This window comes from Burkholderia sp. 22PA0106 (assembly GCF_047497155.1).
Lineage (GTDB): Bacteria > Pseudomonadota > Gammaproteobacteria > Burkholderiales > Burkholderiaceae > Burkholderia.
This window is the reverse complement of the sequence record NZ_CP163163.1, coordinates 4,033,919-4,057,295: the sequence shown is the minus strand read 5'-3', so window position 1 is coordinate 4,057,295 and position 23,377 is coordinate 4,033,919. Positions and strand designations below refer to the sequence as shown.

Genomic DNA, 23,377 nt, shown 5'->3' with positions numbered 1-23,377 from the left:
GTCATGGGGTCGTGTCGATCGATCGGCTCGCGCCGGGAATTTCGTGCCGAACCGGCCGTGCGAGCGCACCGGGCGGCTGCCCGGTCAGTTGCTCAGGCGGCGGCCGGCACCGGCAGCTCGGCCAGGCGTGTCTCGGCTTTCGCCGCGGCCTTGCGGGTCTTGCCGGCGCGCGACGGCGGCTGGCACAGGCCGCACACGAAGCCGTGCTGCGGATCGTGGGCATGGGCGACGAATTGACCGCCGCAGCGGGTGCAAGGCGTCATCTGGAGCATCCCCGAATCGAAGAAACGCACCAGCGTCCAGGCGCGCGTGAGGCTCAGCGCCGCTTCGTCGTCGGACAGCCCGACGTGTTCCAGGTAGAGCCGGTAGCTCTTGACGATCGACTGGATCGAATCGCAGCCGCCGTGTGCCTGCATGAAACGGTAGATGTTATAGAACAGCGACGAATGGATATTCGGCTGCCAGGTCATGAACCAGTCGGTCGAGAACGGCAGCATGCCCTTCGGCGGGGAGACGCCCTTCAGTTCCTTGTACAGCTTGATCAACCGGTCGCGAGACAGGTTGGTTTCGGCCTCGAGCAGTTGCAGTCGTGCACCCAGCTCGATCAGCTCGATCGCCAAGGTGATTTCCTTGACCTCGAGCACCACGCTCTTCGTCGCCATTGCTAGCCTCCGGATTTTCCGGGAATGAGTCGGCGCTCGCGCTCACCGGACGCGCGAACGCGCACCGGGCCACGGCTGCCAGTGTTCTGGAAAAAAATTATCGGAGGCTTTCGACGGGCTGGCCGGCCATCAGGATGGCCGTGTGTGCCTGCGCGACGGCCGTGCTTCGGCCCTTGTCGGCAAGCGAGGACAGCAACGCATGATCGTCGAAACGGAAGCGGCAAAGCATCTGGTTCGATGCGGCCAGCTTGACCGTTTGTGCGAGTGTCAGGTTCGCGAGGACTTCCGCGAGATCTTCCGAGATACCCATGCGGAACATGCCCATAGCCTTGTCCTCACGCAGCAGACGCTGCGCCAGCAACAGGTACGACAGGTTCACTTCCTTGATCTCGGCGAGCATTTCACTGGTCGCGCTCATGATTCCCCCGTAAGAAATCTTGGCCATCTGCTTTGAAAACGTTTGCCTCGATCGCTCGCCCTCCATGGGTCGGCAACCGGCGTTTATATTCTTACGGCATTGTGGCCAATCGGATTTTGCGCCGGTATCAGCGAAGACGAATCTACAACGCAGGATTTCTCTGTAAACCGTGTAGGAATTTTTCCGACAGTGTCAGAGAATTACCGGAGATGAAAAAATCGCGTAAACCGTTGATCAGCAAGGGATATAGGGAGACCGATCAGAGTTTTTTTGGCAAATTATAGAACTATTTCTACGGCTGTAACAATCGGTAGGTAAGGGTAGGAAAGAACCTTCCGAGCGCGGCGAGGTCGCCGTGGCGGCAACCCGGTAAACTCCCTATTTCAGCCTGTAACAAGGGTTAAGCGTTTGAAAATTCGCTCGATTCGCCGCGAGCCATCCCGATAATAGAGTCGAACGGTCGGCCGGCGGTCAAAAGATTTTCGTCAGCGCCGCCCCATCGTCTGCCGCCGGCGACGCCCTGCATGGGCGCGACCTTCCGGCAGGCCCGGCCACCCTACGCCCAGGAGAACCACTCATGCGCATCGCACAAGTTGCCCCGCTCTACGAAGCCGTCCCGCCGAAACTTTACGGCGGCACCGAACGTGTCGTGTCTTACCTCACGGAAGCGCTGGTCGAACTCGGCCATGACGTCACGCTGTTTGCAAGCGGCGATTCCGTCACGTCGGCGAAGCTCGAAGCGTCGTGGCCGCGCGCGCTGCGTCTCGACCCGTCGATCCGCGATTCGATGGCGCCGCACATGCGCCTGCTCGAGCAGATCGCTCGCGTCGCCCAGGATTTCGACGTGCTTCACCTGCACCTCGACTATCTGCCGTTCCCGCTGCTCTCGCGCCTCGACGTGCCTTACGTGACCACGCTGCACGGCCGTCTCGACCTGCCCGAACTGCAGCCGGTGTTCAACGCGTTCCCGAATGCGCCGGTGGTGTCGATCTCGAACTCGCAGCGCGTGCCGCTGCCGCAGGCCGGCTGGGCCGGCACGGTCTATCACGGCCTGCCCGACACGCTGCTCACGCCGCACACCGACCGCAAGCCCGAATATCTGGCCTTCCTGGGCCGTATCTGCCCGGAAAAGCGCGTCGATACGGCAATCCGCATCGCGGCCAAGAGCGGCCTGCCGCTGAAGATCGCGGCCAAGGTCGACAAGGTCGACGAGGAATACTTCAAGACCGAGATCGAGCCGCTGCTGGCATCGGCCGATGTCGAATTCATCGGCGAGATCAACGAAGCGCAGAAGCCGGCGTTCCTGTCGGGCGCCAAGGCGCTGCTGTTCCCGATCGACTGGCCGGAGCCGTTCGGCCTGGTGATGATCGAATCGATGGCGTGCGGCACGCCGGTGATCGCGTTCAACCGCGGCTCGGTGCCGGAAGTGATCGAAGACGGCCTGACCGGCTTCATCGTCGAGGATGAACACAGCGCGGTGGGCGCACTGCAGAAAATCGATACGCTCTCGCGCACCGCGATTCGCGAACGTTTCGAAACCCGCTTCAGCTCGAAGACAATGGCGCGCCAATACGTGGAGATTTACGAAAAGCTGGGCGCCACCGCCAGTCAACCGCATTTGACGCGACTGGCCGCAAGCTGATCGGCATTCGGGCCGAGCGGCCCGAAATTCGAATCAAAAAAGAAAGCCGCATCGACGATGCGGCTTTTTTATTTCCGGTAACACAACGCGCGGCTTACTCGACGAGAAAGCGCTCGCGATTTTTACCGACGATCCAATTCGGCGGCTTGCCCCGGCCGCTCCAACTGGCACCCGACTTCGGATCCCGATACTTGGGCGGCAGCGGTGCCTTTTTCGGCGGACGGCCGCGCCGGGCTTTCTCGGCAAAACCGAGATCCTGCGCGGTCAGGCCATATTCGGCGATCTTGCGTTGCACATCGGCTATCACGGCCTCCACTTCCTGACGGCGAACGTCATCGGCTTGCGCTTGAAGGTCAGCGATCTGCGCCTTGAGTTTTGCGTATTGAGACATGTTTACTCCCTATTCACGATTCGCCAGGCCATCGGAGCCTAATCACTATTCCCGCTTTTCGCAATCGGCACTGCACCGGAATTCAATCAAAACGAATTCTTACGAAAAGAATTTATAGCGGACCCACTCTATTTGGACACCGAGTTAATTCTAAAGAAATTCGTACCCGATCCATCTCGGATTTAACAATCCTTGACGCTTCGACGCGCGCTGGCTTTCCCCATAATCCTTAACGAAACGGGATGCGTCAATTGCATCGCGTTACGCCCCATCACGGTGACAAAATTAACGCCCTTTCTGACTCGAATCGTGACGAAAAGGTGTCGGAAAGTTAAACGTGCGGAAGGTGTTGCGCAATCGCGCCAAGCCACGCCGGCAAAAGGCTGGCGGCCAACCGAATGGCGCATGCACGGCAATGGAGAAACGCCCGGCACAGGCACTGCCGAATCAGAAACGCCATTCGGCCTATTTTCTCGAACCGGTACTCCGGCGCATTGTTTTATCAGTGAACACGATGGCGCCCGAGTGTGAATGGCGGCCGACGGTTTGCGGGCCGGCGCCGCCTCAGCGCGCGATGCCGGCCCCGGCGTCGAGTTCGAACAGGCTGCGCAGATGCCGGGCCACCCCGGCTTCGGCGTTGCTGCCGATGCGCGGCACCTCGGGCAGGCGCAGCATGAGGTCCGGATTGGCGTTGTTCATCATGAACGGGAAGCCGGCCGTTTCCAGCAGATCGATGTCGTTCATGTTGTCGCCGAACGCCACGCAGTGCGCGCGATCGAGGCCGAGCCGCTCCAGCACGACACGCAGCGCGCGGCCCTTCGAGACGCCGGCCGTCATCACCTCCAGGCAATCGGGCAGCGAATAGGTGACGTACAGCGTCTCGCCGAAGCGGTTCTTCAGATTGGCGGCCACTGCCGCCAGATCCTGCGGCTCGCCGATATAGAGCACCTTGGCGACATCGGTGCCGTCGTGCGCAAGCAAATCGGTGACACGGTAGACGAAGCCCGAATCCTGATGGAACTCGAGCAGATCCGGTGCTTCGCGATCGATCAGCCAGCTTTTGTCGGTAAACAGGTTCACGATTACGCGGCCGTGCTGGCCGACCACTTCGGGACGCACCAGCTCACGCACCATTTCCGGCGCGATGTCGCGCGCGTGGAGCGGCGTGTCGTCGGGTGCGTGCACGCGCGCGCCGTTCGACGTGATCAGGTACGGCCGGATGCCGAGCACGTCGCGAATGCCGGCCACGTCGGCATGATGGCGCCCCGTCGCGATGATGAACGGCACGCCGTCGAACGCCAGCCGCTGAACCGTCTCGACCGTGTACGGATCGAGCTGGTGGTCGCGGTTGAGCAGCGTGCCGTCGAGATCGGTGCAGATGACTTTGTACATGGCGGGAGTGGGCTGGGCGCGGAAAGCTGGCATTTTACGCTGCCGCGCCTACACGTCGCGCTGCATCAGCGCCGCCGCAGCCTGCCGGCCGGGCTGGTCATCGCCCACTTCAGCGCCCCCCGGCGCGGCGCGCGGCTTCGCGTTGCGCCAGTTGCAACGCGCCGTGCGCGGAATCGGCCAGCGGCGCGCGCAATCGGGCCCGGTGCGCCGCCGGCACGGCCGCTTCGAGTTGACCGGCCAGGCCACCGCACAGCGCAACTGGCAAAGATTGATCAGGATCAAGCACATCGATCATGCGGCCGATCGCCTCGCCGGCCTCGGCAATCAGGCGTTCGGCAAGCGGATGCGCGCGATGCGCGAATACGGCCGGCGCGAGCGTGGCGTAGGCCGTCTGGTTGGCGGCGCAGGACCACACCACGAGGCTGTCGCGGTCGGTCGCGCCAGTGAGGCCAATCAGCGACTCGGCCAACGCATCGCGCGACGCGCGGCCGTCGAGCGCCTGCTGCGCATGCGCGAGCGCACGCAGCCCGAACCAGGCGCCGCTGGCTTCGTCGCCCGACGGGAAACCGTAGCCACCCGAAATTCGGCACGCGCCCTGCGCATCGATCGCGGCCGCCACGCTGCCGGTGCCGAGCGCGACGATCACGCCCGCCGCCCCGCCGTGCGCGCCGAGCACGGTGGTGTAGGCATCGTTCTCCACCGCCAGCGCCGGTACCGGCGCGCTGGCCAGGAACGCCTCGAGCCACGCCGCGTGATTGCTGCCGGCCAGGCCGCAGCCCATCGTGCAGCGCGCCCAGTCCAGCGACAGGCCGGCCTGCTCGAACGCCTGCGCGCAGGCCGCCTCGATCGAGCGCCATGCCCCCTCGATGCCGAGCGCCAGCCCCGACGGGCCGCCGCTGCCGCGCGCGAGTTCGCGCCCGTGGGCATCGGCCAGCACCGCGCGCGTGCCGGTGCCGCCGCCGTCGATGCCGATCAGGTAGGTGGGCTCTGTCATGGTGAAACACTCCGGAATTGCCGATCAGTCGAGCCGAGAGCTTAACCGCATCGGCGCGCCCCGCCCATTGGCCGGATGGCCGGCTTGCGCGGCACGGGCATTGCGCTATGCTGGGCGCCTTCCGTGCCGGCATGAGCGCCGGCACCCACCCGAGGCGCGAGGAATCGATGAGTGAACGCTGCAACTGGGTCCGCACGGATGCCGATGCGCTTTATCACGACACCGAATGGGGCCGTCCGGCCCACGACGAACGCTACCTGTTCGAGATGTTGATCCTGGAAGGCGCGCAGGCCGGGCTGTCGTGGTCGACGATCCTCAACAAACGCGAAGGCTACCGCGCCGCATTCGCGAATTTCGACGCCGACGCCGTGGCGCGCTTCACGGCCGCCCAGGTCGACACCTTGATGCAGAACCCCGGCATCGTGCGCCACCGCGCCAAGATCGAATCGACGATCGGCAATGCGCGCGCCGTGCAGCGCATTCGCGCCGAACACGGCTCGCTCGATGCCTTCCTGTGGTCGTTCGTCGGCGGCGTGCCGATCCAGAACGACTGGAAGTCGTACCGCGACGCGCCGGCCTCCACCGCCGTCTCGGACGCCATGAGCAAGGCGCTCAAGGGCTACGGGCTCAAGTTCGTCGGTTCGACGATCTGCTATGCGCTGATGCAGGCCACCGGGATGGTCAACGATCACGAATTCGACTGCCCATGCCGCGACGCCTGCGCGGCGCTGGGCCAGCCCGGCGCCAAGGCAGCGGAGAAAAACACGGCCAAGCGGGCCGGAAAAACCGGCGTGGCCTGAACGCAACACCGCCGTAAGCGAGAAAGCACCGCCCCAAAGCAAAACGGCGGTGCCCCTCTTTCGAGGGACACCGCCGCTTCAATGCGAACCGGGGAAGCCTTAGTGGAGCTTCTTGGGCAGCATTTGGCTGCGCAGGCGCTTGTGCAGGCGCTTCACAGCTGCCGCCTTCTTGCGCTTGCGCACGGCGGTCGGCTTTTCGTAGGACTGGCGCTCGCGCAGCTCAGCGATCAGGCCGTTCTTTTCGATCGCGCGGCGGAAGCGGCGGATCGCTACTTCGAACGGCTCGTTTTCTTTCAGAAGAATCGTCGTCATGTCGTTCCTAAATTGCTTGATACGGTCAAAAACGTAGCGGCCAAGCGCCACGCACCGGCCTTCCGGGCGTTCCCACAACAGGCGAAACGAGCGGGTTTTGTGGCCTGGGAGGCCGGAAAAGAGAGGCGGAATGCGCCGCGAAACGCTCGGCAAGCTGCAACCGGCGCCGCGTTTGACTGCCAGCTTTGACATGCCGAAACGGCAAGGGCTTGACAGAAATCTCAATTCAGCCCGCCATGCTAGCAGGTAAACATTCGCAGAGCCAGCGGTTTACCGCACCCGGCAGACAAATTTCGAGCACACGGCGGCTCAAGAGAATCGCGAGAAAACCGTTAACAATCAGGGACGGGGCTGCAACACCCCCGCTCGGCATCCCGCAACGCAGCACCACTGCGGGATTCGAGCGAAACATCCCCGGCAAGTGCGCCTCCGACAAAAAATCGGAAGAAATTGCAAGTGATCGCAATCTTCCCCCTCAAGTTTTTTTTGGGAGCGCCGAAATCCTGCTTTGAGGCGGCCAGCAAAGAACGAGTGCGTCCGCCGATGCCCACGTTGGCTTGTCAAAGGCTTATCGGCTTTTAGGAGATTTACCATGCTCGGAATTACAAGCAATATCAACTCGCTGGTCGCTCAGCAAAACCTGAACGGCTCGCAAAGCGCACTGTCGCAAGCCATCACGCGTCTGTCGTCGGGCAACCGCATCAACAGCGCAGCAGACGATGCAGCCGGTCTGGCAATCTCGACCCGCATGCAAACGGCCATCAACGGCCTGAACCAAGGCGTGTCGAACACGAACGACGCCGTCTCGCTGATCCAGAGCTCGTCGAGCGCCCTGTCAGCACTGACGACCAGCCTGCAACGTATCCGGACGCTGGCCAACCAGGCCGCAACGGGCACGCTGTCGACCAGCGACCAGGCTGCTGCCGAGCAAGAAGTTGCCGCGCAGATCTCGGAAGTGAATCGTATTGCTTCGCAAACGAACTTCAACGGCAAGAACCTGCTCGACGGTTCCGCCGGCATCACGACGTTCCAGGTCGGCGCGAACGTCGGCCAGACGGTCAGCCTGGACCTGAGCCAAAGCCTGTCGGCTGCCAAGATCGGCGGCGGTCTGGTGGCACAAGGTGAAACGGTCGGCACGATCTCGAACCTGCACCTCGACACCAACGGCGCGGCCACGACGGCAACCAACCCGGCGATCACGTCGGTCAACGTTCTGTCGGACGGCAAGGGCGGCTTCACGTTCACGGACCAGAACGGTCAAGCGCTGAGCACGACGGCAGTCGGCGCGATCTTCACGACGGGTACGGCAGCCGGCACGGGTACGGCCGTCACGAACCTGACGCTGTCGACGGGCGCCACGAGCGGCATGACGACGGCGCAAGCCAGCGCGGCCGCCAACATGATCACGCAGATCAACTCGGTCAACGCTCCGCCGACCGTGGCGAACATCAACATCAGCAACACCACGGGCGCCAATCAGGCCCTGGTCGCGATCGAAAACGCGCTGTCGACGGTGAACAACCTGCAGGCAACGCTGGGCGCGACGCAAAACCGTTTGACCGCCATCGCGCAAACGCAGCAACAAAACTCGACGAACCTGTCGTCGGCCCAGTCGCAAATCCAGAGCGCGGACTTCGCGCAGGAAACCGCGAACCTGAGCAAGGCGCAAGTGCTGCAACAAGCTGGCATCTCGGTGCTGGCTCAAGCGAACTCGCTGCCGCAGCAAGTTCTGAAGCTCCTGCAGTAAGGCATCAGGCAGGTGCTTTGAAAACCGGGCCGCGCCCTCATGGGCGGCCTGTTCGCGCGGCGGTGCAGTCTTCCTCGTGGCTGCCGCGCGTTTTTTGCTTTTGAAGTCTTCCGTTTTTCTCCGGTTTCCAGCAGTATCCGCACGGTCAAACCGACTTGTCAGCGCCACCGACGGCGCCACGGAGCCCCGCGATGTCCACGATTACGTCATCCACGTCCAACAACGCGATCAGCAGCAGTTCCGCGTTGCAGCAAGCCGCACAGTCGATCATCAACGGCACGACGGGCAATGCCAACCTCGACGTCAATTCGCTCGTGACCGCGCTGGTCAACTCCAAGACCGCCGGCCAAACGGCGATCCTGTCGACCGCTGTCCTCACCGACAACAACAAGGCCGCTGCGTACACCAGCCTGCAGACTGCGCTGCAGAACCTGCAAAGCTCGCTTTCCACGCTGACCGACGGCTCGTTCGCGCAAACCTTCACCGCGACCACCTCGGGCGGCACGGGCCTGACCGCGACCACCGCCACCGGCGCCGTGGCCGCCTCCTATGGCGTGACCGTCAACCAGATCGCGCAATCGCAATCGCTGACCTCGCCGGCCTTCGATTCCACCGCCGCGCTCGGCACCGGCTCGATGACGCTGACGGTCAACGGCAAATCGTCGACGATCTCGCTCGATTCCACCAACAACACCCTGTCGGGCATCGCCTCCGCGATCAACAACGCGAGCGACAACCCCGGCGTGACGGCCAGCATCGTGACCGGCAGCGACGGCGCCCACCTGGTGCTGCGCGCGAACAACAGCGGCGCGGCCAACACCATCTCGGTGGCCGTCAACGCCACCACCGACAACGGCCTGTCGAATCTGGCGGTCACCTCGACGCCGAACACTACGGGCGGCCAGTCGACGATCACCACCGGCACCACCACGGCGACCAAATGGGCGCAGTCGTCGGGCGCGCAGGACGCCTCGGTCACGGTCAACGGCGTGACCAACCTGAGCCCGACCAACGCCGTCACCAACGTGATCAACGGCGTCACGCTGAACCTCACGCAAGCCGCCGTGACCAACCCGGCGACCACGCAAACGCTGACGATCGCGGCCGATACGACCAAGCAGGCCTCGGCGGTCACGACGTTCGTCAGCAACTACAACACGCTGGTGCAGGCGATCGCCACGGTCGGCTCGTTCGACAACACCAACCCGACCGCCCCCGTCACCGGCCCGCTGTTCGGCGATTCGACGCTGAACACGATCAGCACCCAGATGCAGTCGATCCTCGGCAGCGCCGTCAACAGCAACGGCGTGGGTGCGACACTGCAGCAGCTCGGCATCACGGTGGCCGACGGCACCACCGCGGGGCAGCCGGCCGGCACGCTGATCGTCGACCAGACGGCCCTGACCAACGCGCTGACCAACAACCCCACCGCGGCCTCGACGCTGTTCAACAGCACCAACGGCCTCGGCGAGCAGATCAACGCGGCGATCACGTCGTACACGGACCCCAAAAGCGGCATTCTGACCCTCAGCGCCAATGCGGTGCAGACCGACCTGAAGAGCCTGACGGCGCAGCAGACCACGCTGTCGGCCTACGCGGCGACGCTGACCACGCAGTACAACGCGCAGTTCACGCAGTTGAACACCGTGCTGGCCAACATGAACCAGCAGCAGAACTACTTGACCGCGCTGTTCGGCGGCACCAACAGCGCCGGCGCGCTGGCGACCAACAAGTCGTCCTGAGCCACGCCCGCCTCCTGGAGAACCGGACATGGACCAGCACATTCTCGTCTCGCAACTGCTGTCGATGACGCACGAGATCGACCGCGCGGTGCGGCTTGCCGACTGGGAAGGCGCCGAGCGCCTGATCGGCGCGCGCGCGCCCTACCTGCAATCGCTCGACGCGGCCCAAACGCCGGAAGATCTGCTGATGATCCGAGAAATCCAGGCGCTCGACGCCGGCATCACGGCCGAAACGGCACGCGCCAGCGAGGAACTGCAACACGAATACCGGACCGCCTCGGAACGCCTGAACGCGGCCAAACAGTACAACCAGGCCGCACTGCGCTTCTGAGCGGCCTGCCCGAATAACAATTCGCGCGCACGAGCGCGCGCTCGTTCAACTCACGGCCCGCCTTGCGCGGGCCGTTTTTCTGTGCGGCCGCCAGCGCGCCGCGCATCACGCTCCCGCCTGCGTTCCCGCCCCGTTTCCCCGCCCGCATTCACATCGATGAAATTGACGCCCGTTTACCGGTCAGTTCCACGCTTCGCCGGGCCGAGGCCAGCCGGATAATTCTCACCATTCGCTTCTTCCGTCCGGTTTTCCCATGTCCGATACGATGTCCGCCGGCCTCTCGCCTGAACAGCAACAGCAGTTCGACGCGGACATCGCGTTCGTGCTCAAGAACGCAATCGCCCATCATCATCGCGGCGAGCTCGCCGATGCGCAGGCGCTTTACGAGGCGATCCTCGGCGCGAAGCCCGATCAGGTCGACGCCAACTACAACCTCGCCGTGCTGAAAGTGCAGAGCGGCGACGCCCACGGCGCGCTGCCGCACTTCGAGGCAGCGCTCGGCATCGATCCGAACAACGGCCAGCACTGGGTCAGCTATGTCAACGCGCTGATCGAGGCGGGCCAGGTCTCGGCGGCCTGGACGGCGCTCGGCATGTGCCAGCAGCGCGGCTTCAAGGGGCCGGCGGTCGATGGGTTGATCCAGCGCCTGGCGCTGTCGGCGGAGGGCAAGGCGGCCACGGTGTTCACGGCCGCCGCGAACGCAGCCAGCGCCGCGCCGGCCCGCGTGGCCGCAGCCCCGGCGCCCGCGCCGGCCGCGGAAACGCGCGGTGTGGTGCGCCACCCGACGGCTCAGGACACGAGCCGCTTCAACGCGCTCTACAACAAGAAGCGCTACGGCGAGGCCATCAAGCTCGCGCACACGCTGACGCAACGCTACCCGTCGAGCAGCGTGGCCTGGCGTTCACTGTGCAACGCGATGCACAAGGACGGCCAATACCTGGAAGCGACCGAACCGCTCATCCGCGCCACCACGCTCGATCCGAGCGACGTCGCGATGGGCCTGCTGCTGGCCGACGTGTTTCGCCTCGGCAACCGCCTTGCCGATTCGGAACGCGAGATCCGCCGCGTGCTCGCGCTCGATCCGGACAACGCCGAAATGTGGCGCGTGCTGAATGCGACGCTGACGGCCGCGGGCCGGACCGTCGAGGCGATCGAGGCGGGCCGCCGCTCGGTCGAGCTGGCGCCGAATTCGGTGCAGATGCATGGCTCGCTGGCCGTCGCGCTCAGCGAACTGGGCGCCACCACCGAAGCCGAGGCCAGCTTCGGCCGCGCACACGAACTGTCGCCGCGCGACGCCGCGATGCACAGCAACCTGTTGTTCTGCCGCACCCACCACCCGGGCCTCGACGCCGCCACGCTGTTCGACGAACACCGCCAGTTCGCGAAGATCCACGAGGCGCCGTACCTTGCGCGCTGGCCGCGCCACGCCAACAAGCGCGAACCGGAGCGCAAGCTGCGCGTGGGCATCGTGTCGGGCGACATGTTCAACCACGCGGTGGCCTCGTACGCCCTGCCGATCCTCGAGACGCTGAAGGACGATCCGACGTTCTCGCTGCATGTCTATCACAACCACACGCTCGAGGATCAGATCACGGTGCGGCTGCGCGCCTGCGTGCAGCACTGGACGACGGTGGCCGGCTTCACCGACGACCGCCTGGTCGAGCGCATCCGCGCCGACCGGATCGACATCCTGCTCGACCTGTCGAGCCACACCGGCCGCAACCGGCTGCCGGTGTTCGCGCGCAAGCCGGCGCCGGTGCAGATCACCTGGATCGGCTACCCGGGCACCACCGGCCTGGAGGCGATGGATTACTACCTGGCCGACCGCCATGCGATCCCGTTCGGCGAGATGGAACGCCAGTTCACCGAAAAGATCATCCACATGCCGGCCAACAGCGCGTTCAAGCCGGCCGACAACGCGCCGCCGGTCAACCTGCTGCCGGCGCTGCACAACGGGCATGTGACGTTCGCCAGCTTCAACCGCCTGAACAAGCTGCGCCACGACGTGATCGCGGTGTGGGCGCGCGTGCTGCACGCGGTGCCCGGCTCGCGGATGCGGATCGGCGCGATCCCGCAGGACGGCGGCACCGCGATGCTGCTCGACTGGTTCACGGCCGAAGGCATCGCGCACGACCGGCTCGACCTGCAGCCGCGCGCGCCGATCGCCGTGTACCTGCAACAGCACCACCACGTCGACCTCTGCCTCGACACGTTCCCGTACACCGGCTCGACCACCGCGCTCAACGCGCTCTGGATGGGCGTGCCGACCGTGACGATCCGCGGCGCCACGCTCGCGGGCAGCGCCGGTGCGGTATGGATGTCGACGGTCGGCCTCGAACAGTTCGTGGCGCGCGACGCCGACGATTTCGTGGCCAAGGCAGTGGCCTTCGCGAACGACCCGCAAGAGTTGGCCGCCCTGCGCGGCAGCATGCGCGCGCGTTGCCGCAATGTGACCAGCTTCCAGCCCGCGCGCGTCGCGCAGGGCGTGGCCGACGCGATGCGCATGGCCTGGCGGCGCTGGTGCGCCGACGAACCGGCCGCGCCGTTCACGGTGCCCGAACGCACCGCCGAATCCGCCGTCGTGGCGGAGGAATCCGCCGCTCTCACCGGAGAAGCACGATGAACGCCCTGCCGCTGCGCGCCGTCGAATCGGTTGTCGAACCGGTTGCCGACGAGCGCATCTATGTCACGCAGCCGCACCTGCCGCCGCTGGCCGAATTCCTGCCGTATCTGGAGCAGATCTGGGACAGCAAGGTGCTCACCAACGCCGGCCCGTTCCACCAGAAGCTCGAGAAGGCGCTCTGCGAATATCTCGGCGTCAAGCATCTGGCGCTGTTCACCAACGGCACACTGGCGCTGGTCACGGCCTTGCAGGCGCTGCGCATCACGGGCGAGGTGATCACCACGCCGTATTCGTTCGTCGCCACCGCGCATTCGCTGTTGTGGAACGGCATCAAGCCGGTGTTCGTCGACATCGATCCGCACACGCTGAACCTCGATCCGAAGAAGATTGAGGCGGCCATCACGCCGCAGACGGCCGCCATCATGCCGGTGCACTGCTACGGCCGGCCGTGCGACGTGGAAGCGATCCGCCGCATCGCCGACAACTACAACCTGAAGGTGATCTACGACGCCGCGCACGCGTTCGGCGTGCAGATGCACGACAGCAGCGTGCTGGAGCACGGCGACCTGTCGATCCTGAGCTTCCACGCCACCAAGGTGTTCAACACCTTCGAAGGCGGCGCGATCATCTGCCCGGACGCGAAGACCAAGCAGCACATCGATCACCTGAAGAACTTCGGCTTCGTCGACGAGGTGACGGTGGTGGCGCCGGGCATCAACGCCAAGATGAGCGAGATCAACGCCGCGTTCGGGCTGCTGCAACTGGAACACGTCGATGCCGCGCTCGCACGGCGCGCCGAGATCGACGCGCGCTATCGCGAGCTGCTGGCCGAGGTGCCCGGCATCCGCTGCGTGCCGACGGTGGATGCGAAGGTGGTCAATCACTCGTACTTCCCGATCCTGGTGGACGACGACTATCCGCTCGCGCGCGACGCGCTCTATCAGCACCTGCGCGAGCACGAGATCTACAGCCGCCGCTACTTCTATCCGCTGATCTCGGATTTCCCGAACTATCGCGGGCTGCCGTCGGCGCATCCGGACAACCTGCCGGTCGCGCGCGACGTGTCGCGGCGCGTGCTGTGCCTGCCGATCTATCCGGCGCTCACCGATGCGAACATCGAGCGCGTGGTGTCGCTGATCGCCGGGGCCGGCCGATGAATCCGCGCGCCGCGATCCTCGATATCGCGAGCCATCTTCCCGACGGCGTGCTCGGCAACGACACGCTCGCGGCGCTCTATCCCGAGTGGCCGGCCGAGAAGATCCTCGCGAAGACCGGGATTCGCGAGCGGCGCATCGCCGCGGACGGCGAAACCGCCTCCGACCTCGCGTTCGCGGCCGCGCAGCGGCTGTTCGCGAAGGGCACGGTAAGCGCATCGCAAATCGATTTCGTGATCCTCTGCACGCAGGCGCCCGACTACATCCTGCCCGCCTCGGCCTGTATCCTGCAGCACCGGCTCGGCATCCCGACCCACGCCGGCGCGTTCGACGTGAACCTCGGCTGTTCGGGCTACGTGTACGGGCTGTCGCTAGCCAAGGGCCTGGTGGAAACCGGCGCGGCGCGCTGCGTGCTGCTGCTGACGGCCGATACCTATTCGAAATACCTGCACCCGCTCGACAAGAGCGTGCGCACGCTGTTCGGCGACGGCGCCACCGCCACCGCGATCGGCGCCGACGAGCACGCTGACGCCACCGGCGCCGAGCCGATCGGCCCGTTCGTGTTCGGCACCGACGGGCGCGGCGCCGAGAACCTGATCGTGCGCGCGGGCCTGTTCCGCGAGCCGCGCAGCGCGGCGAGCGCGGTCGAGCGCGAGGATGCCTCGGGCAACGTGCGCACCGACGAGCACTTGTACATGAACGGCGCCGAGGTCATGGCGTTCTCGCTCGCCGAGGTGCCGCGCGCGGCCGACCGGCTGCTGGAGCGCGCCGGCCTCGTGCGCGACGAGATCGGCTGCTTCGTGCTGCACCAGGCGAACCGGTTCATGCTCGAAGCGCTGCGCAAGAAGATGAAGATTCCCGAGGATCGCTTCCCGATCCTCGTCGAGCACACCGGCAACACGGTGTCGTCGACGCTGCCGCTCGCCCTCGAGCAATTGCGCGCCGACGGCAGGCTCGCGCGCGGCACGCGTGCGATGCTGCTCGGATTCGGCGTCGGCTACTCGTGGGCCGGCTGTCTGTTGAACTGTTAGCAGGAAACGCAATGAACGCATTCTACGAAGGACTCGCGGAAGTCTTCGAAATCGACACCGCCGAGGTGTCGCCCGCCCTGGTGCTCGCCGAACACAACTGGGATTCGCTCGCGATCGTCTCGACCATCGCGCTGGCCGACGATTGCTTCGGCGTGCTGTTGAGCGGCCAGGCGCTCGGCGAGTGCAAGACGGTCGCCGACATCGACGCGCTCGTCGCCGCGCAAAAGGGCTGAACTTGAACGCGCCGCTCGCCCCGATCGGCCGGGAACTGCGCGCAGGCGGCGTCCGCCTGGCCGGCGTGGTGTCGTGCCTGCCCGCGCAGGAAGTGCCGAACACGGTGTTCGTCGAGCGCTTCGGCGAGGCGGCGGTGCGCGACGTGGTCAAGATGATCGGCGTCGAAAGCCGCCGCCGCGCGGCCGAGCACCAGACCGCCGGCGACCTGTGCCGGGCGGCCGGCGCGCATCTGTTGCAGGGGCTGGGCTGGCGCGGCGAGGACGTCGACGCGGTGCTGTTCGTCTCGCAGACACCCGACTACCGCCTGCCCGGCACCGCCTTCGTGCTGCAGGCCGCGCTGGGGCTGCCGGCCGCGTCCATCGCGCTCGACATCAACCTCGGCTGCTCGGCCTATCCGCAGGCGCTGTGGCTCGGCATGAACCTGATCCGCAGCGGCGCGGCGCGCCGCGTGCTGCTGGCGGTGGGCGACACCATCAGCAAGCTGGTCGATCCCGAGGACCGTGCCACCGCGCTGCTGTTCGGCGACGCGGGCACCGTCACCGCGCTCGAAGCCGACGACACCGCCCCCGACGCGCACTTCGTGATCGGCTCGGACGGCGGCGGCGTGCCGAACCTGATCGTGCCGGCCGGCGGCTGCCGCCCCGCGCCGGCTGACGACGCGCGCCTGGCGGGCCGCTCGCTCGCGCACCTGTACATGGACGGCGGCGAGATCTTCAATTTCACGCTCAAGCGAATTCCGCCGCTGGTGGCGCGCACGCTCGAACTCTCGGGCCACGGCGTGGACGGCCACGACGCCTTCCTGTTCCACCAGGCGAACCTGTTCATGCTGAAGCACCTCGCGAAGAAGGCCGGGCTGCCGGCCGATCGCGTGCCCCTCAACCTGAACGCCTACGGCAACACGAGCTGCGCCTCGATCCCGCTGCTGATGACCACCGACCTGCGCGAGGCGCTCGCCACGCGCGCGATGCGGCTGGCGATGTTCGGCTTCGGCGTCGGCTACTCGTGGGCCTCGGCCTCGCTCGTGACGGGGCCGCTCGCCGTCGTCGACACCATCGAACTATGACTGCCTTCTCCGATCGCTGCCTGGCCGGCGGCACCTATCTCGTCACCGGCGCGTCGTCGGGCCTGGGCCGCGCCACGGCCGTCGCGATCGCCGCCGCGGGCGGCCGCGTGATCGCCGGCGGACGCGACGCCGAACGGCTCGCCGCCACGCTCGCCGCCTTGGCCGGCGACGGCCACGCGGCCGACGCGCGCGCGCTCGACGACGCCGACGCCACCGCCGACTGGGTCGCGCAACTGGCCGAGCAGCACGGCGGCCTGACCGGCGTGTTCCACGCGGCCGGCACCGAACTGATCCGCCCGGCACGCATGACGAAGCAGGCGCAGCTCGACGAGACCTTCGGCGGCAGCCTGTTCGCCGCGTTCGGCATCGCCCGCGCCGCCGCCAAGAAGGGCGTGCTGGCCGACGGCGGCTCGCTGGTGCTGATGTCGTCGGTGGCCGCCTCGACGGGGCAGGTCGGCATGACCGCCTATTCGGCGGCCAAGGCCGGCATCGAGGGCCTGGTGCGCTCGCTCGCTTGCGAGCTGGCGCCGCGCCGGATTCGCGTCAACGCGATCGCCGCGGGCGCGGTGCGCACCGCGATGCACGAGCGCCTCACGCGCGGCAGCCCCGACGAGGCCGTGGCCGCCTACGAGGCCAGCCATCTGCTCGGCTTCGGCGAACCGGACGACGTGGCGCAGGCCGCGCTGTTCCTGCTGTCGGAGGCGAGCCGCTGGATCACCGGCACCGCGCTCGCCGTCGACGGCGGCTACCGCGTGCGCTGAGTGAGGGCGAACCGATGAATGCATCGCTCACCGCCGCGCAGGCCGCCGCGCCCGACGCCACCCGCCTGATCGTGGCCGGTGGCGGCGCGTTCGCGCGCGAACTGATCAACTGGGCCGACGACGTGGCCGACGCCGGGCTCGGCCCCCGCGTGGCCGGCTTTCTCGACGCCAGCGCCGATGCGCTGGCCAATTTCGGCTACGACCTGCCCTGGCTCGGCGACATCGACGCCTACCAGCCCGCCGACGGCGACGCCGTGCTGATCGGGATCGGTGATCCGCAGGGCAAGGCCAGCGTGGTCGCACGGCTGGCCGCGCGCGGCGCGCGCTTCGCCTCGCTGCGCCATCCGAGCGCCGTGGTGGCGCGCCGCGCCACGCTCGGCATCGGCGTGGTGATCTGCCCGCACGCGGTGCTGTCGGCCGATTGCCGGGTGGGCGATTTCGCCGCCATCAACATCCTGTCGAGCGTCGGCCACGACGTCGTGCTCGGCGCCTACTCCACGCTCAGCGCGCACGTCGATCTGACCGGCCACGTGGTGGTGGGCGAGCGCGTGTTCTTCGGCTCGGGCGCGCGCGTGCTACCGCGCGTGACGGTGGGCCACGACGCGCGGATCGGCGCGGGCGCGGTGGTGATGCGCAAGGTGCCCGACGGCGCGACCCTGTACGCGGCCCCGGCCAAGAAGCTCTGAGATGGATTTCGATCTCGAACTCGTCGCGCGGCACTGGCACCTGGTGGCGCATCGGCGCGAGCTGCCGGCCGACGGCGATTTCGTGCGCTTCGACTGCGCGGCCGGCGAAATCGTGGTGTTCAACGACGGCGGCGATTACGTCGCGTTCGACAACCGCTGCCCGCATCGCGGCGCACGCATGTACCTCGACGACGGCGGCAACCAGCCGGCCAGTTGCGCCTATCACGGCTGGACCTACCGTCACGGGCAGTTGATCGTGCCCGAGCGCGAGCGCTTCCGGCACTGCCAGGTCGAGCGCGCGCAACTGCGTCGCTACGCGCTCGACTGGTGCGGCGATTTCCTGTTCGTCGGGATTCGCCCGGCCACCGACCTGAGCACCCAGCTCGGCGAGTTCGAGGCGCTGGTGGCCGACATCTCGTTCAACATCGACCGCCGCGTGGACCTGAACCGCTACGATTTCCAGTGCTATTGGCCGCTGGCGGTGGAAAACGCGCTGGAGCCGTATCACATCGGCGCGGTGCATCCGGGCTCGCTCGGCACGCTCGCGCTCGAAGATGGCGAGAACCGCTACGACGGCGCGAATTCGGCCTGGTACGCGCCGCTCGGCGCCTCGCGCCAGCGCAACCAGCTCGCCAAGCTGCGCCGGCTGTTCGCGATCGATTTTCAGTACGAGGGCTACCTGAGCCTGTACCTGTTCCCGTTCACGATGATTTCGTCGACCTACGGCTACTCGTATTCGCTCCAGCACTTCCTGCCGCCCGGCGGCGACGCGAACTTCACGCGCTTCACGAGCCGGCTCTATGCGGTGCCCACCACGGGCGCGTCGGCCGATGCGATCGTCGAGCCGTTCCTCGCCTCCACGGCGCGGCTGAACCGCCAGGTGTTCGACGAGGATCACGCGATCTGCCAACGGATGCCGCGCGACGCGTGGCAGATGGCGCCGCTCGCGTTCCCGGCCGATACCGAGGCGAAGATCGACCATTTCCGCGCGTCGTGCCGCGCGTTCGATGCGGCGCTGCGGCCCGGTGCGCCGGTGGCCGTGACGGCGGCGGCCTCGGCCGCTTGACAGCCCCGCTCCCGCCGTGGATCACTGAGGCCTCTTCTCTTTCCCGGAACCTCCCGATGAGCCTCGAAACCTGGCTCGCGTTCGCCGGCGCGAGCATCCTGCTGCTGCTGATCCCCGGCTCGACCATCCTGCTCGTGATCGGCGATTCGCTGGCCAACCGCAACCGCTCGTCGTGGAGCACGGTGGCCGGCGTCGCGTCCGGCGACACCACCGCGATGGCCGTCTCGCTGGCCGGCGCGGGCGCGCTGCTGGCCGTCTCCGCGACCGCGTTCACGGTGCTGAAGCTGGCCGGCGGCGCGTATCTGATCTATCTCGGCGTGCGCTCGATCCTGCAGGCGCGCGCGGCCGGCCGCCAGAGCGTGCCGGTCGAACCGAAATCGGCCGGCCGCCGCTTCCTGGCCGCCTATGCGGTGACCGCGCTGAACCCGAAAAGCATCGTGTTCTTCGTCGCGTTCGTGCCGCAGTTCGTCTCGCCGCATCAGAGCTTCGCGTCGCAATGCGCGCTGCTGCTGCCGACCTTCGTCTGCCTGGCCGCGCTGAATGCCGCCTGCTATGCGCGGCTCGCGCGCTACGCGGCCTCGCGGCTGACCGGCGCGGATGCGCAGCGCCGTTTCGGTTACGGCGGCGGCGCGGTGCTGATCGGCGCGGGCGCGCTGACGTTGCGGCTGTCGCATCACTGAACGAACGGCGCGGCTTGCCGTGCGCCAGACGGAGCGGGCGCGCCGACGTTGCGACTGTCGCATCGCTGAACGAACGACGCGGCTTGCCGTGCTTCAAACGACAACGGGCAGCCATCGCGGCTGCCCGTTGTCGTTGCAGCGCGCGTTTCAGCGCGATGCGCTCACCCGCGCATCACGCGGCCGCGTCCCCAATCGTCAACGCATTGACCAGATCCCCCGGCGGCGTGGCCCCGCGCGCGGCGAACGCGCGGTCGCGGTGCGTCACGCCGTCGAGCGGCGCGAGGCCATGCACGCGGCTGATGAAACGCAGGATCGAATTGGTGTCGTAGAGCGTGTGATCGACATGGCCACGCCTGGCGAACGGCGAAATCACCAGCGCCGGAATGCGCGAGCCCGGCCCCCAGCGATCGCCCTGCGGCGGCGCGACCGGGTCCCACCAGCCGCCGTTCTCGTCGTGCGTCATCACGATCACGGTGTTGGCCCATTGCGGGCCGCGGCGGATGTGGTCGATGACGGTCGAGATATGCCGATCGCCCGACTCGACGTCGGCATAGCCCGCATGCATGTTCAGGTTGCCCTGCGGCTTGTAGAACGTGACGGCCGGCAGCTTGCCGGCGTCGATGTCGGCCAGCAGGCGGTTGGTGGACGGATCGTCGCCGAGGCCCGCATCGCGCAGATGGCGGCGGCGCGCCTCGGTGCCGGGCGCGTAGTTCACGAAATAGTTGAACGGCTGATGGTGATGCTGGAAGTCCGGCACCATGCCCGTGTCGCGGTGATCGATCGCGTATTGCCACGCGCCGCTGTACCAGGCCCAGTCGACACCCTTCTCCGACAAACGATCGCCGATCGTCGCGTAGCGCTGCGGCGGCAGCACGCGCGGGTTCGACGGGTCGGCATAGGCCGGATTGCCGTCTTCCGGCGGGCGCACGTTGCTCGGCTGATACGGCGGCGCCATCGTGTTGACCGCGTAGCCGTCGGGCGTGAACAGCCCGTCGTTGACGAACTTCGGCGGGCCGTCGAGCGCCGAGGCCGGCGAATCGCCAGCCTGCTTCAGGCGCGTGCCGGTGGGATCGTCGCCCTCCACCACCGAGGCCAGATGCTTGGCCGGGCTGGTGGCGATGTCGGGATAGAACGGCGCCTGCGCCGAAATCAGGAACATGTGGTTCAGCCAGGAGCCGCCGAACGCCGCCATGAAGAAGTTGTCGCACAGGGTGTAGTCGCGCGCGAGCTGCCAGAGCTTCAGCGTGTCGGCCGAATTGCGGTAATGCCCCATCACGAGGCCGCCCGAATCGGCCCAGGCCGCGAACTGGTTGTTCCTGCCCGCGTTGATCTGCATCTGGTTCTGATAGAAGCGGTGCCAGAGGTCGCGCGTGATCACGCCGTTCGGCAGCGGCTTGCCGTGCGCGTCGGGAATCCGGAACGGCGCGTTCTTCAGGCCCTGAATGTCGCGCTCGGCGATCATGTAGCGCGTGCCGTTCACCTCCTGCGCCTGCGGCACCAGCCCGCCCCAGATCGCGGGCAGCGTGGGCATCGGCGTCTTGCCGTCGCGGTCGAGCTGGGTGGCGCGCGCCGCCGCGACCGACGACAGCGGCGTCTCGACGCCGGGGAAATCGCCGTACAGGTTCGCGAAGCTGCGGTTCTCGGCGTAGATCACCACGATGTGGCGCACCTGTTCGCGCAGCGCGCTGTCCACGCGCAGTTCGGCCTCGGTGCGCGGCGCGGGCGCGGCGGCGGCGCTGTCTTGCGAACGCGTCGTGCAGCCGGCCAGCGCGAGGCTCGCGCCGAACGCGGCGATACCGCCGAGCGCGCGGCGGCGGTCGGGGTCGGGCGTGCCGGCGGGGCGGTGGGCCGAGTTGGCCGAGTTCGCGGCGGCGTTGGCTTCGCGGCCACCGTCATCGGCAGCAGCGGGGTCGGCCGGCTTGCGGCCGGGGTTCGTTTTCGGATCGGTCACGTCGTCATCCTCCTCGTCGGATTCGGGGCGGGGACGGCTTCGCCCTACGCATCGTCTGCCCGCCGACATGCGGCATCATGACACGGCACAGCCCGGCGATAGTAACGCCGGACGGCCGCCGCGTCGGCAACGGCGAAACGAATTCGGCGCGCAGCCTGCGTGGTAAGCTCGCGCGGCCAGCCGCCACCGCGGCCCTTCCGCGCCGTGTCGACGAGACTCATGCACGCATCCGATCCCTATTCCGGCTACGTCAGCGACATCACGTTTCCTGACCGTTTTCACCGCGAGCTGTCGCCCGCCTGGCTCAATTACGCGAGCGTGCCGGGCGGCTTTCGCCCGGTCCCGCTGGATCGCCCGTTCCGCTACCTCGATCTCGGCTGCGGCTTCGCCTACGCCAGCACGATCCACGCCGCCGCGTTCCCGCACGCCGAATTCCACGTCTGCGACATCAATCCGGCCCATATCGAGATGGCGCGCCGCCGCGCCGAGCGGCTCGGGGTCCACAACCTGGTGTTCCACGAGACGAGCTTCGCGGCGCTGCTCGATGCGGGGCTGCCGCCGTTCGACTTCATCGCGATGCATGGCGTGTACAGCTGGGTCGGCGCCGACGTGCGCGAGACGGTGCGGCAACTGGTGGCGCGGCATCTGGCGGAGAACGGGCGCGTGTATCTGAGCTACAACTGCCAGCCCGGCTGGGCCGCCGAGGCGCCGCTGCGCAAGCTGATGCTGGAACTCGCGCAGGCCGCCGACGGCGACACCGCCGCGCGCACCGGCCGCGCCGTGGTCGACCTGCAGCGGCTCGGCCAGCCCGCGCTGCGCTACTTCCGCGACAACCCGTCGGCCGCCGAGGCGCTGGCCGCGCTCGCGAACGATCCGCACGATTACCTCGCGCACGAATTCCTGAACCGGAGCTGGCAGGTGCACTACTCGGTCGACGTGGCCGACGAGTTCGCGACGGCGGGCCTGGCCTACGCGGGCAGCGCGACGCTCGCCGACAACTACCCGATGCTGCTGATGGACCGCCCGGCCGCCGACGCGATCGGCGCGCTGCCTAACGCGCGGCTGCGCCATCTGGCCGAGGATTTCGCGGTCAACCGGCGCTTCCGGCGCGACGTGTTCGTGCGCGGCGCGCGCACCGCGCAGGCGCCCGGCGACGCGCTGCGGCAACTCGATGCGTTGCCGGTGGGCTGCGTCGGCGATCCGGCGCGGATCGAGGCGCGCGTGACGATTCCGCGCGGGGCGCTGAGTTTTCAGCCCGATTTCGTCGAGGATCTGCGGGCGCTGATGGCGCACGGCGCGATGCCGATCGGGCAGATCGTCGCGCGGCTCGGCGGCGGGGCCACGCGAAATGCGGGCGAGTTGCGGCAGAACCTGCTGTTCATGGTGGCGGGCGGTGCGTTGACGCCGTTCGCGCGGGCCGGTGGAGCCGATGACGCGGGGGCGCGGCGCGCGGCGAGCCCGGTGGCGATCGAGGCGCTGGCGTCGGCCTCGGCATGGCGCGACGGCGAAACGCCGGTGTTCGTGCCGAGCGCGGCGCTGGGCGGCGGGGTGGCGGCGGGTGTCGATGAGGCGAAGCAGGCGCGAGCCTGGCTGGCCGGAGAAGCGGTGGCGCGGCCGGATCGATTGGCGAGGTTGGGGGTGGTGAGCGGCGGGTGAAGAACGAGTGATCGGCGGCTGAAGAGGTGAGTGAGCGGCGT

22 protein-coding genes are annotated in these 23,377 nt (G+C 67.2%); 15 read left to right on the top strand and 7 right to left on the bottom strand.

The window, feature by feature from the left end:
- Positions 1–92: 92 nt before the first annotated feature.
- Together flhC and flhD are read right to left on the bottom strand one after the other, a co-directional pair.
- Positions 93–662: a flagellar transcriptional regulator FlhC gene (gene flhC, locus AB4850_RS33080; protein ID WP_414443596.1), complete on the bottom strand. Its 570-nt coding sequence runs from the start codon at positions 660–662 to the stop codon at positions 93–95.
- Positions 663–759: 97 nt separating this feature from the next.
- Positions 760–1,080 (bottom strand): flagellar transcriptional regulator FlhD, encoded by a 321-nt coding sequence (gene flhD, locus AB4850_RS33075; RefSeq protein WP_277396217.1) that lies wholly within the window; start codon positions 1,078–1,080, stop codon positions 760–762.
- Positions 1,081–1,657: 577 nt separating this feature from the next.
- Here flhD and AB4850_RS33070 point away from each other — a divergent pair.
- Positions 1,658–2,722, top strand: coding sequence for a glycosyltransferase family 4 protein (locus tag AB4850_RS33070; protein WP_414443595.1), 1,065 nt, complete (start codon positions 1,658–1,660; stop codon positions 2,720–2,722).
- A gap of 94 nt (positions 2,723–2,816) precedes the next feature.
- On the opposite strand, the gene AB4850_RS33065 is transcribed toward AB4850_RS33070, so the two are convergent.
- The 3 genes from AB4850_RS33065 to AB4850_RS33055 all read right to left on the bottom strand — a co-directional run bounded on the left by AB4850_RS33065 (position 2,817) and on the right by AB4850_RS33055 (position 5,499).
- A complete protein-coding gene (locus tag AB4850_RS33065) occupies positions 2,817–3,113 on the bottom strand; it encodes an H-NS histone family protein (RefSeq protein WP_414443594.1) in 297 nt (98 codons plus the stop codon).
- A gap of 564 nt (positions 3,114–3,677) precedes the next feature.
- Positions 3,678–4,505 (bottom strand): Cof-type HAD-IIB family hydrolase, encoded by an 828-nt coding sequence (locus tag AB4850_RS33060; protein WP_414443593.1) that lies wholly within the window; start codon positions 4,503–4,505, stop codon positions 3,678–3,680.
- Positions 4,506–4,614: 109 nt separating this feature from the next.
- The gene (locus AB4850_RS33055) at positions 4,615–5,499 is read right to left on the bottom strand and encodes a BadF/BadG/BcrA/BcrD ATPase family protein (RefSeq protein WP_414443592.1); all 885 of its coding nucleotides are present in this window, start codon (positions 5,497–5,499) and stop codon (positions 4,615–4,617) included.
- A 167-nt stretch (positions 5,500–5,666) separates the two neighbouring features.
- Here AB4850_RS33055 and AB4850_RS33050 point away from each other — a divergent pair, with 167 nt between their 5' ends.
- A complete protein-coding gene (locus tag AB4850_RS33050; RefSeq protein WP_414443591.1) occupies positions 5,667–6,299 on the top strand; it encodes a DNA-3-methyladenine glycosylase I in 633 nt (210 codons plus the stop codon).
- A gap of 99 nt (positions 6,300–6,398) precedes the next feature.
- Here AB4850_RS33050 and rpsU read toward each other — a convergent pair whose 3' ends face one another.
- Entirely contained in the window at positions 6,399–6,611 is a 213-nt protein-coding gene (gene rpsU, locus AB4850_RS33045) for a 30S ribosomal protein S21 (RefSeq protein WP_006401410.1), read from the bottom strand.
- Between the two features lie 592 nt (positions 6,612–7,203).
- Here rpsU and AB4850_RS33040 point away from each other — a divergent pair.
- The 12 genes from AB4850_RS33040 to AB4850_RS32985 all read left to right on the top strand — a co-directional run bounded on the left by AB4850_RS33040 (position 7,204) and on the right by AB4850_RS32985 (position 19,729).
- A complete protein-coding gene (locus AB4850_RS33040) occupies positions 7,204–8,358 on the top strand; it encodes a flagellin (RefSeq protein ID WP_414443590.1) in 1,155 nt (384 codons plus the stop codon).
- Positions 8,359–8,549: 191 nt separating this feature from the next.
- A complete protein-coding gene (fliD, locus tag AB4850_RS33035) occupies positions 8,550–10,100 on the top strand; it encodes a flagellar filament capping protein FliD (protein ID WP_414443589.1) in 1,551 nt (516 codons plus the stop codon).
- 28 nt (positions 10,101–10,128) lie between these two features.
- Positions 10,129–10,431, top strand: a complete 303-nt coding sequence (locus tag AB4850_RS33030; protein WP_414443588.1) for a flagellar protein FliT — start codon at positions 10,129–10,131, stop codon at positions 10,429–10,431.
- 253 nt (positions 10,432–10,684) lie between these two features.
- Positions 10,685–13,054 carry a tetratricopeptide repeat protein gene (locus AB4850_RS33025; RefSeq protein ID WP_414443587.1) on the top strand — a complete coding sequence of 790 codons (2,370 nt, stop codon included), beginning with the start codon at positions 10,685–10,687 and terminating at the stop codon, positions 13,052–13,054.
- Positions 13,051–14,211, top strand: a complete 1,161-nt coding sequence (locus AB4850_RS33020) for a DegT/DnrJ/EryC1/StrS family aminotransferase (protein ID WP_414443586.1) — start codon at positions 13,051–13,053, stop codon at positions 14,209–14,211. The genes AB4850_RS33025 and AB4850_RS33020 overlap by 4 nt, the downstream gene beginning before the upstream one ends.
- Positions 14,208–15,239: a ketoacyl-ACP synthase III gene (locus tag AB4850_RS33015; RefSeq protein ID WP_414443585.1), complete on the top strand. Its 1,032-nt coding sequence runs from the start codon at positions 14,208–14,210 to the stop codon at positions 15,237–15,239. The genes AB4850_RS33020 and AB4850_RS33015 overlap by 4 nt, the downstream gene beginning before the upstream one ends.
- A gap of 11 nt (positions 15,240–15,250) precedes the next feature.
- Positions 15,251–15,472: an acyl carrier protein gene (locus AB4850_RS33010; protein ID WP_414443584.1), complete on the top strand. Its 222-nt coding sequence runs from the start codon at positions 15,251–15,253 to the stop codon at positions 15,470–15,472.
- Between the two features lie 2 nt (positions 15,473–15,474).
- Positions 15,475–16,536 carry a ketoacyl-ACP synthase III gene (locus tag AB4850_RS33005; protein ID WP_414443583.1) on the top strand — a complete coding sequence of 354 codons (1,062 nt, stop codon included), beginning with the start codon at positions 15,475–15,477 and terminating at the stop codon, positions 16,534–16,536.
- The gene (locus tag AB4850_RS33000; protein WP_414443582.1) at positions 16,533–17,297 is read left to right on the top strand and encodes an SDR family NAD(P)-dependent oxidoreductase; all 765 of its coding nucleotides are present in this window, start codon (positions 16,533–16,535) and stop codon (positions 17,295–17,297) included. Before AB4850_RS33005 ends, AB4850_RS33000 begins: the two co-directional genes overlap by 4 nt.
- A gap of 14 nt (positions 17,298–17,311) precedes the next feature.
- Entirely contained in the window at positions 17,312–17,983 is a 672-nt protein-coding gene (locus AB4850_RS32995; protein ID WP_414443581.1) for an acetyltransferase, read from the top strand.
- Between the two features lies 1 nt (position 17,984).
- Entirely contained in the window at positions 17,985–19,049 is a 1,065-nt protein-coding gene (locus AB4850_RS32990; protein WP_414443580.1) for an aromatic ring-hydroxylating oxygenase subunit alpha, read from the top strand.
- Between the two features lie 56 nt (positions 19,050–19,105).
- Positions 19,106–19,729: a LysE family translocator gene (locus AB4850_RS32985; RefSeq protein ID WP_414443579.1), complete on the top strand. Its 624-nt coding sequence runs from the start codon at positions 19,106–19,108 to the stop codon at positions 19,727–19,729.
- Positions 19,730–19,901: 172 nt separating this feature from the next.
- Here the strand turns inward: AB4850_RS32985 and AB4850_RS32980 are convergent, their stop codons facing one another.
- Positions 19,902–21,680: an acid phosphatase gene (locus AB4850_RS32980; RefSeq protein ID WP_414443578.1), complete on the bottom strand. Its 1,779-nt coding sequence runs from the start codon at positions 21,678–21,680 to the stop codon at positions 19,902–19,904.
- 219 nt (positions 21,681–21,899) lie between these two features.
- On the opposite strand from AB4850_RS32980, the gene AB4850_RS32975 reads away from it, so the two are divergent.
- Entirely contained in the window at positions 21,900–23,336 is a 1,437-nt protein-coding gene (locus AB4850_RS32975) for a class I SAM-dependent methyltransferase (protein ID WP_414443577.1), read from the top strand.
- The last annotated feature ends 41 nt before the right edge of the window (positions 23,337–23,377 follow it).

Excerpts from the sequence above, each read along its gene's own strand:
- rpsU (WP_006401410.1), bottom strand. The coding sequence starts at position 6,611 with ATGACGACGATTCTTCTGAAAGAAAACGAGCCGTTCGAAGTAGCGATC.
- AB4850_RS32975 (WP_414443577.1), top strand. The coding sequence starts at position 21,900 with ATGCACGCATCCGATCCCTATTCCGGCTACGTCAGCGACATCACGTTT.
- AB4850_RS33040 (WP_414443590.1), top strand. The coding sequence starts at position 7,204 with ATGCTCGGAATTACAAGCAATATCAACTCGCTGGTCGCTCAGCAAAAC.
- AB4850_RS33015 (WP_414443585.1), top strand. The coding sequence starts at position 14,208 with ATGAATCCGCGCGCCGCGATCCTCGATATCGCGAGCCATCTTCCCGAC.
- fliD (WP_414443589.1), top strand. The coding sequence starts at position 8,550 with ATGTCCACGATTACGTCATCCACGTCCAACAACGCGATCAGCAGCAGT.
- flhD (WP_277396217.1), bottom strand. The coding sequence starts at position 1,080 with ATGAGCGCGACCAGTGAAATGCTCGCCGAGATCAAGGAAGTGAACCTG.
- AB4850_RS33050 (WP_414443591.1), top strand. The coding sequence starts at position 5,667 with ATGAGTGAACGCTGCAACTGGGTCCGCACGGATGCCGATGCGCTTTAT.
- AB4850_RS33025 (WP_414443587.1), top strand. The coding sequence starts at position 10,685 with ATGTCCGATACGATGTCCGCCGGCCTCTCGCCTGAACAGCAACAGCAG.
- AB4850_RS33060 (WP_414443593.1), bottom strand. The coding sequence starts at position 4,505 with ATGTACAAAGTCATCTGCACCGATCTCGACGGCACGCTGCTCAACCGC.
- AB4850_RS32995 (WP_414443581.1), top strand. The coding sequence starts at position 17,312 with ATGAATGCATCGCTCACCGCCGCGCAGGCCGCCGCGCCCGACGCCACC.
- AB4850_RS33065 (WP_414443594.1), bottom strand. The coding sequence starts at position 3,113 with ATGTCTCAATACGCAAAACTCAAGGCGCAGATCGCTGACCTTCAAGCG.
- AB4850_RS33010 (WP_414443584.1), top strand. The coding sequence starts at position 15,251 with ATGAACGCATTCTACGAAGGACTCGCGGAAGTCTTCGAAATCGACACC.
- AB4850_RS33030 (WP_414443588.1), top strand. The coding sequence starts at position 10,129 with ATGGACCAGCACATTCTCGTCTCGCAACTGCTGTCGATGACGCACGAG.
- AB4850_RS33020 (WP_414443586.1), top strand. The coding sequence starts at position 13,051 with ATGAACGCCCTGCCGCTGCGCGCCGTCGAATCGGTTGTCGAACCGGTT.
- AB4850_RS32985 (WP_414443579.1), top strand. The coding sequence starts at position 19,106 with ATGAGCCTCGAAACCTGGCTCGCGTTCGCCGGCGCGAGCATCCTGCTG.
- AB4850_RS33070 (WP_414443595.1), top strand. The coding sequence starts at position 1,658 with ATGCGCATCGCACAAGTTGCCCCGCTCTACGAAGCCGTCCCGCCGAAA.
- AB4850_RS33055 (WP_414443592.1), bottom strand. The coding sequence starts at position 5,499 with ATGACAGAGCCCACCTACCTGATCGGCATCGACGGCGGCGGCACCGGC.
- AB4850_RS32990 (WP_414443580.1), top strand. The coding sequence starts at position 17,985 with ATGGATTTCGATCTCGAACTCGTCGCGCGGCACTGGCACCTGGTGGCG.
- flhC (WP_414443596.1), bottom strand. The coding sequence starts at position 662 with ATGGCGACGAAGAGCGTGGTGCTCGAGGTCAAGGAAATCACCTTGGCG.
- AB4850_RS33000 (WP_414443582.1), top strand. The coding sequence starts at position 16,533 with ATGACTGCCTTCTCCGATCGCTGCCTGGCCGGCGGCACCTATCTCGTC.